The sequence below is a fragment of the Candidatus Coatesbacteria bacterium genome, from assembly GCA_014728225.1.
Lineage (GTDB): Bacteria > RBG-13-66-14 > RBG-13-66-14 > RBG-13-66-14 > RBG-13-66-14 > WJLX01.
Map to the genome: position 1 here is coordinate 1 of WJLX01000138.1, position 17,587 is coordinate 17,587.

Here is a 17,587-nt window from a genome sequence, read left to right on the forward strand (position 1 = left end):
CCGACGGGGGCGGTCAACGAGCAGGGGCGGCGTTATCGAAGGCCGGAGCCTCAGGGGTGGATGAAGGCGGCGAAGCTCCAGGCGGCGTCTGCGCCGTCGGGGCCGATGATCCCCAGGGCGACGACGTACCGGGTGCCCGCCGGAACACCCCAGTAATCGGCGATCTCGCCCCGGGGGATGCGGACCTCGGCGCTGCGCAGCAGGTCGTCGCCGGAGTTCCAGACGCCGCCGGTGGGTAGCTCTGCGGCGTCGAAGTCCTCGGCGGCCGCCAACAGCAACCGGTAACCGGCCACGCCGTACTGTGGTTCCCAGCCGACAACGACGGCTTCTCCGTCTTCGGCGGCGTTGACCTCGACGAAGGGTAAACGGACCAGTTCCAGAGCGGGGTCGGTAAGAATCAATGGTTCGGCGTGAAGGTCGGTCGTCGTCACTACACCCTCCGTCGGCCGGGGGGTGATGACGAGGCGCGGCGCTGATTGGGGCTCGGCCGGCAGTTCGTCGGCGCGCAGAAAGGCCTGCAGGCGGCCCCCCGTCGGCGTTCCAAGGGATAAGCGGTCGTCATCGAGGGCCAGGTCGTAGTCGAAGCTCGTCTCGGGCGGCGCGAGGACGCGGGCGGTGAGCAGAACATGGTCCTCGGGCGGGCTGACGGGTCCGCCGCGCTGGTAGCGCACCAGACCGGCGCTGAGCTCTTCGAGCCGGGGGTAGGCGGCCAATTCGAGCTCCAACAGCGCCTCAGCGGGTTCCGCGGGTACTGCGCCCCGGCCCAGCAGCAGGGCGGTCTCGCTGCGCTGGAAGGCGCTGACCGTTGCGGCGTCCGTCGTCAGCGGCAGGGTGAAGCGCCCGTACTCGTCGCTGGAGTCGAGGGCCAGCAAGGCGCCGGCGGGGTCGCGCAGGATTAAGGTCACCCCGGCGATCTCCGCTCCTCCGCGGACGACACGCCCACTGAAGCTCTGCACCTCCGGCGGCTTGGTCAGCTCGAGGACGCTGAAGGGCGACCAGTTGCCGGCGTCGTCGCGGGCGTGGACGTAGAGTCGGTGAACCACGTCGGGCTCCCAGTCCGCCGTGGGCAGGGCCGACAGGGCTTCGAGGCGGTTGCCGCCGAAGCCGGCGCGTTCCGGGGCGACGTCGAAGGGCAGTCCGTCGCCGTCGTCGCCGGGCAGATCGATGAAGGCCTCGATTAACGCCACCCCGCTCTCATCCAGGGCGGTGGCCGTCAATCCGACGGTGTTGGCCGCCGCCGCCGGGCAGGGTTCGACGGCGATATCCGGACCACGGACGTCCTCGCGCCGCAGGACCAGGACGACGTCCCGGGCGGCCCCGGCCTCGCAGGTGCCGATGCGGTCCGGCCGACCGTCGCCGTCCTCGTCATAAACGGCCCGGTGGCGGTAACCGCCGGCCTCCGCCGTCACGGTCACGAAGGGGCTGCTGCGGGCCGTGGCCTCGGCGACGCCGTGGATGGTGAAGCCGTCGCCCTCGGGATACAGCCGCGCCCAGGGGCCCGACCCCTCCGGATCGTCGCCCAGGGTCACTTCCAACCCCGGCGGCAGGGCGGTGCCGTCCGCCGTCACCAGCCACCCCGTCAGGGTCAGACCGGCCTCCTGTGGCCGAACGCTGAAAGTCCACTCGAACTCATCACCGACGTTGCCGGCCAGGTCCGTCACCCCGCGCACCCGCACGCCGTACTCCCGTCCCGGTTCCAGTGGTTCGACCGGGGTCAGCTCCAGCCGGTGTCCGTCGAAGCTCCGGACGATCTCGACGGGCTCACCGCGCTCGCGGACGACGACCTCGCCGAGCTCGTCTTCGGTCCCGGTTTCTTCGTCGACGCCCTCCCCTACGGCCTGCTCGGTTCCAGCCTCCTCGACCTCGAGGAAGGGCGCCAGCTCGACGGCGAACTCCGGTCCGGCGCGCACAGCCTCGTTGAAGGACACCCAGAGCGCCGGGCGGTCGTTGGTCTGCTCCCGGGGACCCCGGGTGACGTCCCTGGGCGGCTCCTCGTCGGGCTCGTCGGCGGCGACGAACTCCCGGGCCAGGGGCTCGACGTTCCGGCCGTCCGTTCCGCGCAGGTTGCGCGCCAGCAGCCGATACTCCGCTCCCGGCTCCAGTCCGACAACGTCCAGGTGGACGACGCCCTCGTTGCCCGGCTCCAGCCGGACGGCGACGACCGCGGGCTCACCCGGACCCTCGAGCAGCAGGTTCTCCCCATTCAGGCCCGCCTCGATGACGGGCTTGTCGAACTCCAGCCGCAGGTGGTGCTCGTCCGGAGCGGCGAAGAAGACCAGCCGCGGCGGCTGCTCCTTCTCCCCGGCCGCGTCGCCCAGAGGGCGCGACTTGCGACCGCAGCCCGCCGCCAATAACACCAACCCGACCAGAATGAGGGAATGGTAGCGCATGGGCCGATATTAGCACGAGGCGCCCCCCGCTGGCGAGTATCGCCCGCTTGACTACGCAACCCCCAACCGATAAACTCTATCGGCAACCTCCCCGGGTAAAACGCCATGGACCTGGTCATCGTCACCGGCAACGTCGTCTCCACGGCCAAGGATGAAGCCCTCGTCGGTTTCAAGCTGCTGCTCTGCCGCCCGGCCGACGCCGCCGGCCAGGCCGTCGGTCCCGAACTCGTCTGCGTCGACGCCGTCGGCGCCGGGGTCGGCGAGCTGTGCTACATCGCCCGCGGCTCCTCCGCCCGCCAGACCGAGACCACCCGCAACCGCCCCGTCGACGCCGTCATCTGCGGCATCGTCGACGCCGTCGAGAGCGACGGCCGCGTCGTCTATCGCAAGCACGGCGCGCCCGATCCCGCCTCCGGCTCGAAGGGCGACGAGTAGTGCAGCGCGGCCGGATCATCGGCAGCCTGTGGGCCGACCGCCATCTGCCCGCCTACGACGGCCTGCGCCTGGCCCTGGTGAGCCGCCGGGGCCCCGACGGCCGCCTCAACGCCCGACCCGAAGTCGCCGTCGAGGTCGTCGAGGCCGGCCGCGGCGCCGAGGTCCTCCTGGCCGACGGCCGCGAGGCCGCCCTCGCCTTGCCCGCCGGACAACGCTTCATCCCCTGCGATCTCGCCGTCGTCGGCGTCCTCGACAACCAGGACTGGGAGCCCGAGGAGTCCCCATGATCCTGGCCCGCGTCGTCGGCAGCGTCCACTGCTCGCTCAAGCACCCCGCCCTGGGCGGTTACCGCCTGCTGCGGGTCATACCGCAATCCGACGACGACGGGAAGGGCGCCGAGCTGATCGCCGTCGACACCGTCGGCGCCGGACCCGGTGATCTGATCCTGGTGCAGAGCGAGGGCAACTCCGCCCGCCAGCTCCTCGGCCGCGAGGACATCCCCACCCGGCAGGTGATCGTGGGCGTGGTGGACAGCGTCTGGCGCTCTACCGATAACTAGGGCTGCGGCGAGACCTTTGAAAACCAATTCCGGGGTTAATGAGAAAACGCACCCGGCGCTGGCACGGTTTTTGCGGCGTTGCTAACCCGCCAGCAGTTCATCAAGGTCGCAGACCTGCAAAAACCGTGCCAGCGCCCGTGCCGACGAGGCCAGTGGGTTGAGTATTCATTCAACTGGTTTTCAAAGGTCTCGCCGCGACGATCCGCGCTTCTGCCTGGTTAGCTCCCTGCCAACAAACTCATCTATCAGTTGACCAGTAACGAGAATAGCCTCGGCAAGCTTATCAGCAGCTCCGACCCCCGGCCCTGGGTCGAGGCCGACAACATCCCCTGGGACGAGCCCGAGTTCTCCCGGCGCATCCTCGCCGAGCACCTCTCCCAGGACCACGACCAGGCCAGCCGCCGCCTCGAGACCCTCGAGCGCCACGTGGACTGGATCCACAGTCACCTGCTCGCGGGTCGGGCGACCCGCATCCTCGACCTGGGCTGCGGACCGGGGCTCTACGCCGAGCGCCTGGCCATCCTCGGCCACCGGGTCCACGGGATCGACTTCGGCCCGGCGTCCATCGAGTACGCCAAAAACAAGGCCGAGACCCTGGACCTGGACTGCGACTACGTCCCGGGCGACCTGCGAACCACGGACTACGGCTCCGGCTACGGCCTGGCGATGCAGGTCTACGGCGAGCTGAACGTCTTCCGCCCGGCGGACCTGTCCCTGATCCTGGACAAGGCCGTCGCCGCCGTCGAGCCCGGCGGCTACGTCCTCTTCGAGCTGACCGACCCCGAGCTGCTCATCGAACTCGGCACGAAGGAAGACACCTGGTACAAGAGTACGGACGGGGTCTTCGCCGACGGACCACACCTGGTGCTGACCGAGCGCTTCTACGACGAAGCCGCTCGAGTGACCACCCTGCGCTACATCGTCATCGACGCCCGCACCGGTGAACCGAGCGTCTACGGTCAAAGCCTGGCCGTTATCCACCCGGCGCAGATCGGCGCCCTGCTGCTCGAGCGCGGCCTCGGGGAGTTCACCGTCTACGACGGCCTGGGCGGACCCGCCGTGCATCACGACGCCGAGCTGAACCACGAGCAGTACGCCGTCAGCGCGCGCAAACCCAGCGGGTAGGCGGCGGCGCGATTATTGCCCGCCGGGGACGCACGGGCGGAGGTGACTGGCGGGGCTGCAATAATCGTGACGCCGCCGGCGGGGACGCGATAACCGGAGAGTTGAATGGTCGAGGAGTTCCAGGTTCGGCTGCCGGTCTACGAGGGACCGATGGACCTCCTGCTGGAGCTGGTCCAGCGCCAGGAGGTCGAGCTGGCCCGCGTCGACGTGGCCCGGGTCTGCGGCGAGTTCCTCGAGTACGTCGAGCAGGCTGAGGAGTTGGAGCTCAACCTGGCCGGCGAGTTTCTCGTCCTGGCGGCGACCCTGGTCCAGCTGAAAACCCGCCTGCTCTTCCCCGCGGACGCGGAGGACGCCGAGGCCGAGACCCAGGCGGCGGAGCTGTTGCGCCACATCGCCGAGTATAAGCTCTACAAGGAGCTGGCCGACAATCTCGGTGCCATCGAGGCCGCCCAGCTCGAGCTCTTTCCCCGCGGGGTGACGCCGGAGTTCCGCAAGCCGCGGCCCGCGCTGGCCCGGGAGTTTGACATCGGCGACCTGGCCCGGGCCTTCGGCCGGTTGATGCCCCGGGAGATGGACGGCGGCTTCCTGGCCAAGGAGCGGGTTTCGATCGGCGAGCGGATGGCCGAGATCGAGGGGCTGCTGGGGGAGCGCCGACGGCTGAGCCTGGCCGAGCTGGTCGGCGACCGGCGCCGGCGCGACCTCGCCGTGGTAACCTTCCTGGCCCTGCTCGAGCTGGTCAAGCTCAAGCGTATCCGCCTGGCCCAGGCCGAGCCCTACCTCTCGCTGTGGATCACCGAGGCCGACGAGCGATGAACGTTGAAAACGACCAGGGACGCGCCCTGCCCGAGGAGCTGCTGGCGGCCCTCGAGGCGGTGCTGTTCGCCGCCGACGAGCCCCTGCCCGTCCGGCGCCTGGTGCGGGCCCTGGAGCGCTACCTGCGCCGGGACGTCGAGGCCGGCCTGCGCGAGCTCCAGCGGCGCTGCCACCACGATGAACGCGGCGTGGAGCTTCTCGAACTCGGCGGCGGCTGGCAACTGTTCAGCAAGCGCCCCTTCGTCCGGGCCATCGAACGCGCCCTGACCGGTCGCACCCGCAGCAAGGCCCGGCTCTCCAACGCCGCCCTGGAGACCCTGGCCATCGTGGCCTACCGTCAGCCGGTCACCCGGGGTGAGATCGAGTCCATCCGCGGCGTCGACTGCTCGGGCACCCTGGCCAGCTTGAGCGAGCACGGACTGATCGAGGTCGTCGGCCGGGCCGACAGCGCCGGGCGGCCCAACCTCTACGGTACCACCGAGGATTTCCTCAACTACTTCGGCCTGCGCCACCTGGGCGAGCTGCCGCCGCCGGAGCAGGAGCTGCTGGAGCTGGAGGGCGACGAGCGCGTCGTGCTGGCCATCGACGGCCCGGCGGGTTCGGGCAAATCGACGGTGGCCCGGCTGGCCGCCACCCGTCTGGACTTGGTCTACATCGACACCGGCGCCTTCTACCGGGCGCTGACCTGGGCGGCCCTGGAGCGCGGCATCGATCTCGACGATCCGGCGGCCCTGGTCGAACTGGCCCGCGAGGCCCGCCTCGAACTGGGTGTCGAGGACGGCGTGGCCCGGCTCAAGCTCGACGGCAAGGCCGTCGGCGCCGAGATCCGCACCCCCCGGGTCACCACGACGATCAAGCAGCTGGCCGACCTGCCGCCGATCCGCGATCTCGTCAACAGCCGCATCCGCCAACTGGCCGCCGGTCTCTCCCGGGGCGTGGTGGCCGAGGGCCGCGACATCGGCAGCCTGCTGTTCCCGGACACGCCGTACAAGATCTACCTGACGGCCTCGGTGGGCGAGCGCGCCCGTCGACGCCTCGAGGATCACAAGGCCCGCGGCGAGGCGGTCAGCCTGCCCGAACTTGAGCAACAGATTATCGACCGCGACCGCGCCGACACCACCCGGGATTACGGCGCTCTGCGCGAGCTGCCCGAGGCCGCCCGCATCGATACCACGGGGCTGAACATCCAGGAGGTCGTCGAGGCCGTCGTCGCCGTAGTCGAGGAGCGCCGCGCTGCGACGGAGCAAGCCGCAGACGAGGCCGACGCCGACGAACCCGCCCCGGACGACGCCAGCGCTTAATGCCACTGGGGGACAACCAAAGGAGCAACCGATGAAACGCCTGTTACTGTCGATCATCCTCATCCTGGCCCTGTTGGCCTTCGCCGGCTGCGAGGAGGAGAGCGAAGAAAACGAAGAAACCGTTGAGACCGAGGAAACGGCCGACAGCACCGGGGATGGTGAAGAAACCGCAGCCGCCGGGGAGGCGGAGTACGAGTTCGCCATCACCGAGGTCGAGCCGATGTACGCTCTGGTCCAGCAGCAGCAGGGGCCCTACGAGCAGTACCCGGAGATCCTCGAAGAGCTCATCCCCGTCATCGAAGAGGCCGGGATCGAACTGACCGGCGCGCCCTTCGGCATCTATTTCGACGATCCCGCCCAGACCAAGCCCGAGGAGCTGCGCTGGGTCGTCGGCTTTCCCGTCGCCGAGGAGGTCGCGGCCCCCGAGGGCCTCGAAGCCAAGGAGTACGACGGCGGCCAGGTCGCCCTGACCACCGTCTACGGCGAGCCGAACTGGGAAGAAACCACCGTCTACGAAGACCTTTACACCTTCATCGCCGAGCAGGGCCTGATCCCCGCCGGACCGATGGTCGAGGTCTACCGCTGGGAGACCGAGAAGCCGGAGGATTACGAGACCGACATCTTCGTCTTCGTTTCCAAGCCCTACCCGGTCGGCATCGAAGAAGAGCCGCCCGCCGAGGGTGACCAGTAACCGTCGCTGCCGAAGACCGCCGGCGGTTGTATCAAACGGGGTTACAAGGAGGGAAGATGCATAAGCTGCTGCTGCCGGCGGTCCTATTGCTGACCGTCGCGGCGGTTGCCGATGTGGCGCCGCTGGAGTATGCTTACGAATATGATTTCACGGTTACCGAAGTGGGATCGATTTACGCCCTGGTCAACTACCACAGCGGTCCCCACGAAGAGTTCGGTCCGCGGCTGGAAGAGGCCCTGGCGGCCCTCGAGGGCGGTGATATCGAGCTGATCGGCGCACCCTTCGGCGTCTACCTGGACGATCCGTCGACTGCGCCGGCCGACGAGCTGCACTGGCTGATCGGCCTGCCCGTCGTACCGGGAACCCCGGCACCGGCAGCCTTCGACGAGTCCCGGGAGCTCGAGGGCGGCACCATCGTCACCACCACCCTCTACGGTGAGCTGGACTTCGAGAACCTCGACGTCTACGACGAACTGTACCGCTATATCGCCGAGAACGGTTATGAGGTCGCCGGTCCCCTCGTCGAGATCTACGACTGGCATCCCGCCCGCGACCCGGAGGGCTGGGCGACGGACTTCTTTGTTTTCATCGAAACGCCGGAAGACTAGAACGCCGCGATCCCGCTGTTCCGGTACAGGGCCGTGGCATCATCCAAGCTAGTTGATAACTATTCCAATCACCAGTTCCGAAGGAGTCGCATCATTGATGAGCCACCGGTCTCGGACTCATGAGATGGAGGCTAGCCATGCGGGTGGAGTTCAAGCAGTGGCAACCCCGAACCGTGTTGGTCTATGATTCCAGCGGTGATTACGCAACTTTTCCCCACGCCCTGGGCGAGGTCCTGAGCCTGATCGCTGAAGCGGACATTCCGCCGGTGGGACCACCCCTGGGTTGCTACCCATTCAATGACACCGCCAAGCCCACCGAACAGCGCTTCAGGGTTATGCTGCCCGTAGCTGAACCGATCGAACCGCCCATACCCCTTTACAAGGAGCGGTTGCCCGGGGGGGCTGGTGGCCAGTCTGTCGTGCGGGCCCGGCGAAGGCCCCCTCGAGGGCGATTACGAGCTGCTTTGCGAACTGATCAGGGGCAGCGGACGCCGCGTTGTCGGCCCCGTGTACGAGATCTACCGCCCGACCCCCGACAACCCCGACGACCACTGCACCGAAATCTGCCTGTGCTGCGAAGACGTCGCCCCCCGAAAGTGAGGGTTCATGGACCGCCTGATGTTGATCATCATTGTGTTGCTGGCGGCGCTGCCGCTGGTCGGTTGCGAGGAAAACCCGCAGAATATCGCCCCTCCGTCCGACCAGCCGCCCCTGGTGGAACCGCCCCCCATCGTTTTGCTGGATCGGGAAGCCGAGTACGTCCTGGCCTGGACCGTCGAGGGCGTTCCGGCGCTGCGTGACGAGGCCCTGACGGCGGCCCGGGAGGTCCTGGCCAACTTCGAGTATCCGGTACCCGAGGGCGCCGACGCCGAGCCGGAGATCGGCCTGGAAACGACGGGCGGTGTACGCTTCGTCTATCCTGCCAATCCGGCCCGGGCGCCGGAGGAGGGCTACTCCTTCAATATCTGCTTCCCCATCGAAGAGGACTCTCCGGTGCCCGAGGGCTTCAAGGTCCGGGAGCTGCCCGGCGGCCGGGCGGCGCGCCTGGTGCAGAACGGCGCGGACGACCCCGACTATGCCGCGCTCTACGACTTCTGCGCCGCCAACGACCTGACCGCCGGCGAGCTGATCGTCATCCCCGCGACCGGGGAGGACGACGAAGAAACGACCGTCGAGCTGTTCCTGCACGTCGTTGAAGAGGCCGACGACGCCGCACAGACGGCCGATGAGGCCGCGGACGCCTCCGCCGCCGACACCGGCGGGGAGCAGTGAGCTCCCGTCGCGCAAGCCCGGCGCTCGTGCCGGCGGTCCTGCTGTTGATCGCGGGCTGCGGCGACGATCAGCCCGCGGACTTCGTCCCCCCGGCGGGCGAGACCGCCCCCCTGACCGCCGAGCCCGAGGTCACGGTGCGGATGCTCGAACCGGCGACGGTGCTGGTGCTGCCCAAGACCGGCTCCTACGATGTCTTCTGGTCGGCCGTCGAAGAGGCCCGGGGAGTGCTGCGGCGCAACGGCGTCGAGCTGGTCGGCTCGCCGCGCTGCGCCTATTACGATCTGCCCCGGCCCGCGGAGACGCCCCTCGACGAACGCCGCTTCGAGGTCTGGCTGCCGGTGACCGAGAACATGATCCCGCCGCCGGGTTTCCGTATCGACGAGGTTGAGGGCGGCGAGGCCGCCTACATGACCTACAAGGGGCCGATCCGGACCGGTGAACGACCCGACTACGGCGCCCTGTTCGAGCGCGTCCACCAGTTGGGACGCAACCCCGTCGGACCGGTGATCGAGGTCTACCACTGGGAGGCCGGCATCCCCCCCGAGGAATACATGACCGAGATCTTCCTCCGCCTGAGCGAGCCGGTGGAGGCGGCGGCGCAGGAGGAGGCTTCGGCGACGGCCCTGGAGGAGATCAGCGAAGAAAGCGAGGAGACGCCATGACCCGGGTGTTGTTTCTCTGCACGGGCAACTCGGCCCGCAGCCAGATGGCCCAGGCCCTGCTACGCGAGCTGGGCGCAGAGACCTACGAAGTCGACAGCGCCGGCACCCGACCCGCCGAGCGCGTCCATCCCCTGGCCGTCGCCGAGATGGCCGACCGGGGTATCGACATCACCGCCGCCCGACCCCGGCACCTCGACGACCTGCCCGACCTGGACTACGACCTGGTGATCACGGTTTGTGATCGCGCCCGGGAGGAGTGCCCCTATCTCCCCGGCGCCCGGATGCTGCACTGGGGCTTCCCCGATCCGGCGGCCGCCGAAGGCGACGAAGCCGAGCGCCGCCGGGTCTTCAAGCGGGTGGCCGCCGACATCGAGCGCCGCCTGCGCCACTTCCTCGACGAAGCGGGAAACTGAGCCGACACCGATGCGTATCGCCGTAACAGGACCCGACGGACTGCTGGGCAGCGAGTTGATGGACTGCCTGGAAAGCAGCGGCCACCAGGCCCTGCCCCTGGCCGAGGCCGACGTCGACGTCACCGACGCCACCGCCCTCAGGCGCAAACTGGTCGAGCTGAAACCGGAAACGGTCTATCACCTGGCCGCCTACACCCACGTCGATTCCGCCGAGGAGGACGTCGACCGCGTCTTCGCCGTCAACGCCTTCGGCACGTACAATCTCTGCCGGGCCGCCGTCGCCGTCGGCTGCCGGGTGATCTACCTCTCGACGGATTACGTCTTCGACGGACGCACCGAGCGCCCCTACCGGCCCGACGACGAGCCCCGACCGCTCAACGTCTACGGCATGAGCAAGCTGGCCGGTGAGTTCTTCACCCGGGCCTACGCCCCGAGCTGGCAGATCGTGCGCTCCAGCTCCCTCTACGGGCCCCGAGGCGAGGGTTTCCCGGTCAAGCTCTGTCGTCGCGCCGCCGGCGGCACCGAGCTGCGCGTCGTCCGCGACCAGTTCAGCTCGCCGACCTACGCCCCCGAACTGGCCCGGGCCCTGGTCGAACTCGGCCAGCACGCCGACGACGGCATCTACCACCTGACCAACACCGGAGTGGTCAGTTGGTACGACTTCGCCCGCCGCATCGTCGAGCTTCTCGGCCTGCCCAACAGCGTCGTCGGCGTCAGCTCCAGCGAGTTCGCGGCCGCGGCCCGTCGACCCGCCCGCTCCGAACTCGACACCTCGGCCTCCCGGGAGCTGGGCGTCGAGCTGCGGCCCTGGCAAACAGCCCTGGAAGACTACCTGCGCCTTCGCAGCGACCAACTGCGCGAGCTGGCCGCCGGTGGAGGCAAGCAGTGAAGCGACTGCCGGCCTACCAGCTACGGGTCAAGGAGCTGGTCGACGAACGCCTGCTCGAACTCTGCCGCACCGACGACCCCCGACGGGCCAAGCCCCATCGGGCGATGGAGCACACTCTGCGCGCCGGAGGCAAGCGCCTGCGACCCCTGCTGTTCTTCGCCGCCTGCGAGGTCTGCGGCGCCCGGGCCGAAACCTTCCTCGACGCCGCCTGCGCCGTCGAACTCGTCCACACCGCCAGCCTGGTCCTCGACGATCTACCGGCGATGGACGACGCCCGCTTGCGCCGTGGTCATCCAACACTGCATATCGTCTATGACGAGGCCACGGCGATCCTGGCCGCCGTGGCCGAGCTGATGGCCGCCTTCGAGCTCTTGGCCGACTGTCCCGGCCTCAAACGGGGCCGGCTCTCGCGCCGCCTCAGCGCCGAGCTGGCCCTGGCTGTGGGTCGTGACTGGATGATCGCCGGCCAGCAACTCGACCTGGACAGCGTCGGCCGACGGCTGGAGATGGAGGAGCTGGAGTTCATCCACGCCGCCAAAACCGGAGCCCTGTTCATCGCCGGCGCCCGGATGGGCTGCCTCTGCGCCGGGGCCTCCGATCTCGAAATCGACGCCCTGACCGCCTACGCCAAGAACCTCGGCCTGGCCTTCCAAATCGCCGACGACATCCTCGACGTCTCCGCCTCCGTCGACGAGCTGGGCAAGGACGTCGGCAAGGACGCCGACAAGCCGACCTTCGTCCACCTCTTCGGCCTCGAGACCAGCCGCCGGGTGGCCGCCGAGCTCATCGCCACCTCCCGGGGCGCCCTGGCCGCCTTCAAGCGCGACACCACCGTTCTCGACGAACTGGCCGCCTACGTACTGGAGCGACGGCGTTGAGAAAACCGTCGGGAACGCCGCCCCGCCACCGCCCGTATCCCAACTACGACCCCGTGGCGCCGGGAATTGACAAAGGCGGTCTTTCGCGCTATATTGCATTAATAGCTTAGACGAACAACGTCGCCGCCACGGGCGGCCGCGAGGAGGTCCTGTCATGCGTAAACACAGTCCCCTGGTCCTGCTGGTCGCCTTCGGCGCCGCCATGCTGGTCGGTTGCGACCTGTTCACCGTCCCCGACGGCGGCGGCGGCGACGAACCACCCCCCGAGTGGCAGGACCCCACAACTCCGGAAATCCTCATCGAGGACCTCGAGTACACCTACAACGAGGCCGACCACCTCAAGTATGTCGAGCTGCTCCACGAGGATTTCGTCTTCTACTTCGATGAGGAGGATGTGGGAGGAGATATCCCCTCCAGCTGGGGCTATCAGGACGAGATCGACGCCACCGAAAACCTGTTCGAGAAAGCCCAGGCCTTCAACATCACCCTCGATCTGATCATCCCCGGTGATTACACCGACCCCGAAGAGGGTGAGGACGAGATGTGGGTCTATGACGTGGCCTACGATCTGCGCGTCCGCATCGATGACACCACCTACCTGGCCCAGGCCACCGCCAACTACAACTGTGTCGTCGACGGTACCGTCGACTCCGGCGCCGACCGCTGGCGCTTCCTCCAGTGGTACGACATCGTCCCCAATACCTGAAAAACTGGAGCGGGACCCCGTGCGGGGTCCCGTTTTCTGTGAGGCGCTTCCCGTACCGGCTCGGGGAGGGATGCGCTCCCCGCTTTCTCCAGCCTTTCCAAGGCCCGCCCTGAAGCTCGGCACAGCCTGGGCGACAGGCCCCCGGGGGATGATACAACTCTTCCCGCCTCTCCCCGATACCGGCATTGCGTTGCCGCTCGTAAGGCCAGCCGGACCAGGCGCGCCGGTTGCCGCGGCGGCCCGACCAGGGCCGCCGCGAATGCAAGCGGCGTGACGGGGCCGGCGGAAGGGCGGCGTCCGCACCCGGAAACCGATTTGCTAAACGAAGCCCCCCGCCGGGGGGCTTCGTTAAAGTGGAACTGCGCCACCTCAGACGGCGCTGGGCAGGCGCGAGGGGGTGAAAACGGGTTCACCGTCGACGTAGTCGATCTCGACCAGGTCACCCTCCTTGACGTTGCCGTGGAGCATCTCGTCGGCCAGGGGATCCTCGATCAGGCGCTGGATGGCCCGCTGGATCGGCCGGGCGCCGTACTTGGGATCGTAGCCGTCGGCGATGATCTGCTCGACCATGGCCGGGTTGAAGTCCAGGGCGATGGCCTGCTCGGCCAAGCGCAGCTTGATACGCTTGAGCTGCAACTGGACGATCTCGCGCAGGTCGTCCCTGGAGAGGGAGTGGAAGACCACGGTCTCGTCGAGGCGGTTGAGGAACTCGGGGTTGAACAACCGCTTGACCTCTTCCATGACCTTGGAACGCATGGCGAAGAAATCGCTCTCGGCGTTCTCGCCGCCGAAGCCGATGCGGTTGATGTCCTTGATGTCCTTGGTGCCCAGGTTGGAGGTCAGGATGACCACGGTGTTGCGGAAGTTGACGGTGCGGCCGAAGGAGTCGGTCAGCCGACCTTCGTCGAGGACCTGGAGCAACAGGCTGAAGACGTCGGGATGGGCCTTCTCGATCTCGTCGAGAAGCACCACGGAGTAGGGCTTGCGACGGACGCGCTCGGTGAGCTGGCCGCCCTCGTCGTAGCCAACGTAGCCCGGCGGAGCGCCGATCAGCCGGCTGACGGCGAATTTTTCCATATACTCGCTCATGTCGGCGCGCACGATGGCGTTCTCGTCGTCGAAGAGGAACTCGGCCAGCGCCTTGGCCAGCTCGGTCTTGCCGACCCCGGTGGGTCCGAGGAACAGGAAGCTGCCGATGGGTTTGGCGGCGTCGCGGACACCGGCGCGGGAGCGCCGGATGGCCCGGGTGACGGCGTTGATCGCCTCGTCCTGGGCCACGACGCGCTTGTGCAGCTCCTCCTCCATCCGCAGCAGCTTGGCCTGCTCGCTCTCGGCCATCCGGTTGAGCCTGATGCCCGTCCAGCGGCTGACGGTCTCCATCACCGCGTCGACGTCCACCACACCGCGCTTCTCCTCGAGGGAGTTCTCCCAGCGACGCCGGGTCAGGGCCAGGTTGCGGTCGATGCGGTCCAGCTCCTGGGCCCGCTGGCGCAGGGCCTCGGAGTAGCCCTCGCCGGGCTCGGGGCTGGTGTCGAGGAGCTCGGCACGTTCCTCTTCCAGCTCGCGCAGCTCGGGTGGCGGGGTCAAACAGGCCAGGTGGACCTTGCTGGCGGCCTCGTCGATGACGTCGATGGCCTTGTCGGGCAGTTGACGGTCGGAGATGTAGCGGTCGGAGAGCCGCACCGCGGTTTCGACGGCCTCGTCGGTGATATCGACGTTGTGGAACTCCTCGTAGCGGTCGCGCAGGCCCTGGAGGATCTTGATGGTCTCGTTGATGGTCGGCGGATCGACGAGGATACTCTGGAAGCGCCGTTCCAGGGCGCCGTTCTTCTCGATGTACTTGCGGTACTCGTCGAGGGTCGTCGAGCCGATGCACTGGACTTCGCCCCGCGCCAGGGCGGGTTTGAGCATGTTGCTGGCGTCGAGGGCGCCTTCGGCCCCGCCGGCGCCTACGAGGGTGTGCAGCTCGTCGATGAACAGGATGACGTCCTTGGAGTCGCGCAGCTCGCGGATGATCGCCTGCAAACGCTCCTCGAACTGACCCCGGTACTTGGTTCCGGCGACGACGGCCCCCAGATCCAACTGGATCAGCCGTTTGTCGGAGAGGGTCAGCGGGATCTGTCCGTCGGCGATCCGCTGGGCCAGACCCTCGACGATGGCCGTCTTGCCGACGCCGGGAGGGCCGATAAGAACGGGGTTGTTCTTCTTGCGTCGGGAGAGGATCTGCACCACGCGCTCGGTCTCGTTCTCGCGGCCGATGACGGGATCGATCTTGCCCTTGCGGGCCTGGACGGTCAGGTCGTTGCCGAACTCGGCCAGCATCGACTCCTCGCCCTTCTTGGACTTGGTCTGGGTCCGGCTGCGGCGCTGGGAAGGGCCTTCGGAACGCCGGCTCTCCTCGAGCATGTTGACCAGCTCGCTTTTGACCAGCTCGGGCTCGTAGCCCAGATGGCTGAGCACGTTTGAGGCCACCCCCTCCTTGACCTGCATCAGGCCCAGCAGGAGATGCTCGGTGCCGATGTAGTTGTAGCCCAGCTCCCCGGCGACGAGGACCGCCTGCTCGAGGACCTGCTTGGCGTGCTGGGTGAAGGGGATTTTCTCGTCGGCGGTGACTTCGTGCTCGTCCTCACTCTTGAGACGCTCCAGCTCGGCGCGGATGGCCGCCGAGCGCAGTCCCAGCTTGTTCAGAACGTAGGCGGCCACCCCGTCGGATTCCTCGACCAGCGACAGCAGCAGATGTTCGGTGCCCAGGTGCTCCTGGCCCATCTGCTTGGCGACGTCGCGGGCGAAGAGGATCACCTTGCGCGCCCGGGGTGTAAACTTGTCCAACATAAAGCGTTACCTCGCGGGTTGCCCTCCGCTGCCTGGGTTGTCTTCTCGGCGATGCGACAGGGTGGGTGGATGGGTAGGCCCGGCTCCGTCAGGCGGCGCTTACGGCCGCGGCTTCCGCACCGGGTCGTGATCAGGTCAACCCCCGCCGGTTGAGCCCCACCTCTCGGCTTAGCGCCTCTCGGCGACGGCCTCCCGGAACCGCCGTCGGTGAAGCGTGGTTGAATTCACTTACGCAGCCTGGTCGGAGAAGGTTTCTTCGCCGGTATCATAAAATGCATTTCTCAATCGATATAATCCATAATACTGACAATATCTATCATTATTAACAGCTACTAATTGTCTTGATAGTATCACAACAGCATCTAAAGTGCCTTCTAAATAATCGACGAGTCAGTCCGTCGACCTGTTAGCGTGCACCGACGCTATGCTTAGTATAGCACGGAAGATGTGTTCTGCCCAGGGCCTAGGGGGCGATAGCCGCCAGCAGCTCCGCCCGCCAGACCGCCGGCTCCATACCCGTGCGCTGGGCCTCGGCGGCGGCCAGGGACGGTTGCAGAGCCCACAGCGCCGTGTTGAGCGCCTTCCAGCTCGGGCGCTCCAGCAGCCCCAGACTCCGTCCCAGGCGCAGCCAGGCGCAGGTGGTGGCGGCCTCGGTCTCCTCCAACCGCCGGGCGCGGCCCGGTAAACCGAGGGAGCGACCGATCCGGTCCTCCAGCCACAGGGCGCCGCGTCGGCCCAGCTCCTCCCGGGCGGTCAGCTCGGCGGCCTCGAGCTCGACGGCCAGGGCCTCGGCCCGCTCGGCGAGCTCGCCCGGGGCATAGCCCAGCGCGCAAAGGTTGTTGACGACGAAAACGGCGCCGCCCGGAGCGCCCGCCGGCAACAGCCAGAAGCCCCGCTCGGCCGCCCCCTGGACCAAACGGTCCAGTTGTCGGAGCGCCGTCACCGCGGGAAGGTGCAGGAAAATCTCGAGGGACTCGCCGCCGCCGCAACGCCGCGGCGAACTGGTCAACAGGCCGTAATCCTCGTCGACGGCGCAACCGCCCAGCAGCTCCAACCGCCGCTCCAGGTCCTTCAACAAAGCGTCCCCGCCGTCGAGGCGCCGGACAATCCGGGCGAAAACGACGTGGTCGTAACCGCCGAGCAGCAGCAGCGTTCGTTCATCGGCAGCCGAGTGGAGCTCGACGTCGGGTTCCAGCAGCGGCGGCCAGTAGTAGCGTTCGGACCGACGAGCGGCCGCCTGATGGTCCGGACCGCAGTCGATCCGTCGGCCGTCGTCGAGCAACTCCAGCAGGGGCTGCAGACGGGCCAACAGCTCGGCGCGTTCCGGCCCGCGAGGCTTGAAGCCCGTCCCAGCCAGATTACGGATCAGGGTCCGACGGGCGAAAAAGCGCACCGGAGACCGGGCCGTCTCGACCCAGCGCGGCGGACGCTCCCCCAGGCCATAGCTGGCGGACGAACTCGCCACGGCTAAAACCCCGGGCGTTCGAGAAAATGGAAGAAACGCTCCAGCACCTCGGCGAAGGCCGGATAGCATTCCCCGCAGCCCAGGCGCTCCGAGTGGACGAAATCGCTCCAGCGACGCCCGCAACCCGGACAAACCGGTCCCTCACCCTCGCCGCCGCCGCCGAGGATCGTCAGACCGGGACGGGGATGGACGAGGAGGCTGTCGTCGGGCGTCGCCCGCCACCACAACCCGCCGCGGCGCTCCCCGGCGACGCCGCGCTCCAGACAAACCGCGCAGAGGTGCACCTCGCCGCCGGAATAGCTCCGACGAACGACGGCCTCGCGCTTGCCGCAACTGTCACAGAGAGCGTGCAATGGTGCCAACCTGACAGTATCATGGATTACTGCATCGCAGACGCGTGACTCCGCTCCTGACCCGAGCGAAGCACCGCGCCGCAAGACCGCGCAAACGCACCCCCCGCCCAGACCGAGCGCCGCAGCGCTCGGCCGCCGGAACTGGCACGGTTTTTGCGCCGTCGGCGACCCGCGGCGGATCCCACGGTTACATCG

Annotated in this window: 19 protein-coding genes; 15 read left to right on the forward strand and 4 right to left on the reverse strand. The window is 67.9% G+C overall.

Annotated features, from left to right (window positions below):
- Positions 1-50: 50 nt before the first annotated feature.
- Positions 51-2,390 (reverse strand): hypothetical protein, encoded by a 2,340-nt coding sequence (locus GF399_09850; GenBank protein MBD3400618.1) that lies wholly within the window; start codon positions 2,388-2,390, stop codon positions 51-53.
- Between the two features lie 105 nt (positions 2,391-2,495).
- Here GF399_09850 and GF399_09855 point away from each other — a divergent pair, with 105 nt between their 5' ends.
- The 15 genes from GF399_09855 to GF399_09925 all read left to right on the forward strand — a co-directional run bounded on the left by GF399_09855 (position 2,496) and on the right by GF399_09925 (position 12,742).
- Positions 2,496-2,825 (forward strand): ethanolamine utilization protein EutN, encoded by a 330-nt coding sequence (locus GF399_09855; GenBank protein ID MBD3400619.1) that lies wholly within the window; start codon positions 2,496-2,498, stop codon positions 2,823-2,825.
- Positions 2,657-3,112, forward strand: coding sequence for a hypothetical protein (locus GF399_09860; GenBank protein ID MBD3400620.1), 456 nt, complete (start codon positions 2,657-2,659; stop codon positions 3,110-3,112). Before GF399_09855 ends, GF399_09860 begins: the two co-directional genes overlap by 169 nt.
- Positions 3,109-3,384, forward strand: a complete 276-nt coding sequence (locus GF399_09865; protein MBD3400621.1) for an ethanolamine utilization protein EutN — start codon at positions 3,109-3,111, stop codon at positions 3,382-3,384. The genes GF399_09860 and GF399_09865 overlap by 4 nt, the downstream gene beginning before the upstream one ends.
- Positions 3,385-3,633: 249 nt before the next feature.
- Entirely contained in the window at positions 3,634-4,509 is an 876-nt protein-coding gene (locus GF399_09870; protein MBD3400622.1) for a methyltransferase domain-containing protein, read from the forward strand.
- A 105-nt stretch (positions 4,510-4,614) separates the two neighbouring features.
- Entirely contained in the window at positions 4,615-5,322 is a 708-nt protein-coding gene (locus GF399_09875; protein ID MBD3400623.1) for a hypothetical protein, read from the forward strand.
- A complete protein-coding gene (locus tag GF399_09880; GenBank protein ID MBD3400624.1) occupies positions 5,319-6,623 on the forward strand; it encodes a (d)CMP kinase in 1,305 nt (434 codons plus the stop codon). Before GF399_09875 ends, GF399_09880 begins: the two co-directional genes overlap by 4 nt.
- 31 nt (positions 6,624-6,654) lie before the next feature.
- Complete coding sequence (locus tag GF399_09885; GenBank protein MBD3400625.1) at positions 6,655-7,314, forward strand: hypothetical protein; 660 nt, start codon at positions 6,655-6,657, stop codon at positions 7,312-7,314.
- A 56-nt stretch (positions 7,315-7,370) separates the two neighbouring features.
- On the forward strand, positions 7,371-7,922 hold the full coding sequence (locus GF399_09890) for a hypothetical protein (GenBank protein ID MBD3400626.1): 552 nt from the start codon (positions 7,371-7,373) through the stop codon (positions 7,920-7,922).
- Positions 7,923-8,327: 405 nt separating this feature from the next.
- Entirely contained in the window at positions 8,328-8,522 is a 195-nt protein-coding gene (locus GF399_09895) for a hypothetical protein (protein ID MBD3400627.1), read from the forward strand.
- Positions 8,523-8,528: 6 nt separating this feature from the next.
- Positions 8,529-9,194 carry a hypothetical protein gene (locus GF399_09900; protein MBD3400628.1) on the forward strand — a complete coding sequence of 222 codons (666 nt, stop codon included), beginning with the start codon at positions 8,529-8,531 and terminating at the stop codon, positions 9,192-9,194.
- Positions 9,191-9,856: a hypothetical protein gene (locus GF399_09905; GenBank protein MBD3400629.1), complete on the forward strand. Its 666-nt coding sequence runs from the start codon at positions 9,191-9,193 to the stop codon at positions 9,854-9,856. The genes GF399_09900 and GF399_09905 overlap by 4 nt, the downstream gene beginning before the upstream one ends.
- Positions 9,853-10,269: an arsenate reductase ArsC gene (locus tag GF399_09910; protein MBD3400630.1), complete on the forward strand. Its 417-nt coding sequence runs from the start codon at positions 9,853-9,855 to the stop codon at positions 10,267-10,269. Before GF399_09905 ends, GF399_09910 begins: the two co-directional genes overlap by 4 nt.
- A 10-nt stretch (positions 10,270-10,279) precedes the next feature.
- On the forward strand, positions 10,280-11,158 hold the full coding sequence (gene rfbD, locus GF399_09915; GenBank protein ID MBD3400631.1) for a dTDP-4-dehydrorhamnose reductase: 879 nt from the start codon (positions 10,280-10,282) through the stop codon (positions 11,156-11,158).
- A complete protein-coding gene (locus GF399_09920; protein ID MBD3400632.1) occupies positions 11,155-12,036 on the forward strand; it encodes a hypothetical protein in 882 nt (293 codons plus the stop codon). Before rfbD ends, GF399_09920 begins: the two co-directional genes overlap by 4 nt.
- A 154-nt stretch (positions 12,037-12,190) precedes the next feature.
- Positions 12,191-12,742, forward strand: coding sequence for a hypothetical protein (locus GF399_09925; GenBank protein MBD3400633.1), 552 nt, complete (start codon positions 12,191-12,193; stop codon positions 12,740-12,742).
- 369 nt (positions 12,743-13,111) lie between these two features.
- Here the strand turns inward: GF399_09925 and GF399_09930 are convergent, their stop codons facing one another.
- The 3 genes from GF399_09930 to GF399_09940 all read right to left on the reverse strand — a co-directional run bounded on the left by GF399_09930 (position 13,112) and on the right by GF399_09940 (position 17,392).
- Positions 13,112-15,574, reverse strand: coding sequence for an AAA domain-containing protein (locus GF399_09930; GenBank protein ID MBD3400634.1), 2,463 nt, complete (start codon positions 15,572-15,574; stop codon positions 13,112-13,114).
- Positions 15,575-16,037: 463 nt separating this feature from the next.
- Positions 16,038-17,039: a hypothetical protein gene (locus tag GF399_09935; protein ID MBD3400635.1), complete on the reverse strand. Its 1,002-nt coding sequence runs from the start codon at positions 17,037-17,039 to the stop codon at positions 16,038-16,040.
- A gap of 2 nt (positions 17,040-17,041) precedes the next feature.
- Complete coding sequence (locus GF399_09940; protein MBD3400636.1) at positions 17,042-17,392, reverse strand: hypothetical protein; 351 nt, start codon at positions 17,390-17,392, stop codon at positions 17,042-17,044.
- Positions 17,393-17,587 lie beyond the last annotated feature (195 nt).

Bases quoted from the DNA above. Each gene is read 5' to 3' on its own strand.
- GF399_09850 (MBD3400618.1), bottom strand. From the start codon at position 2,390: ATGCGCTACCATTCCCTCATTCTGGTCGGGTTGGTGTTATTGGCGGCG.
- rfbD (MBD3400631.1), top strand. From the start codon at position 10,280: ATGCGTATCGCCGTAACAGGACCCGACGGACTGCTGGGCAGCGAGTTG.
- GF399_09880 (MBD3400624.1), top strand. From the start codon at position 5,319: ATGAACGTTGAAAACGACCAGGGACGCGCCCTGCCCGAGGAGCTGCTG.
- GF399_09885 (MBD3400625.1), top strand. From the start codon at position 6,655: ATGAAACGCCTGTTACTGTCGATCATCCTCATCCTGGCCCTGTTGGCC.
- GF399_09930 (MBD3400634.1), bottom strand. From the start codon at position 15,574: ATGTTGGACAAGTTTACACCCCGGGCGCGCAAGGTGATCCTCTTCGCC.
- GF399_09900 (MBD3400628.1), top strand. From the start codon at position 8,529: ATGGACCGCCTGATGTTGATCATCATTGTGTTGCTGGCGGCGCTGCCG.
- GF399_09865 (MBD3400621.1), top strand. From the start codon at position 3,109: ATGATCCTGGCCCGCGTCGTCGGCAGCGTCCACTGCTCGCTCAAGCAC.
- GF399_09855 (MBD3400619.1), top strand. From the start codon at position 2,496: ATGGACCTGGTCATCGTCACCGGCAACGTCGTCTCCACGGCCAAGGAT.
- GF399_09890 (MBD3400626.1), top strand. From the start codon at position 7,371: ATGCATAAGCTGCTGCTGCCGGCGGTCCTATTGCTGACCGTCGCGGCG.
- GF399_09910 (MBD3400630.1), top strand. From the start codon at position 9,853: ATGACCCGGGTGTTGTTTCTCTGCACGGGCAACTCGGCCCGCAGCCAG.
- GF399_09875 (MBD3400623.1), top strand. From the start codon at position 4,615: ATGGTCGAGGAGTTCCAGGTTCGGCTGCCGGTCTACGAGGGACCGATG.
- GF399_09925 (MBD3400633.1), top strand. From the start codon at position 12,191: ATGCGTAAACACAGTCCCCTGGTCCTGCTGGTCGCCTTCGGCGCCGCC.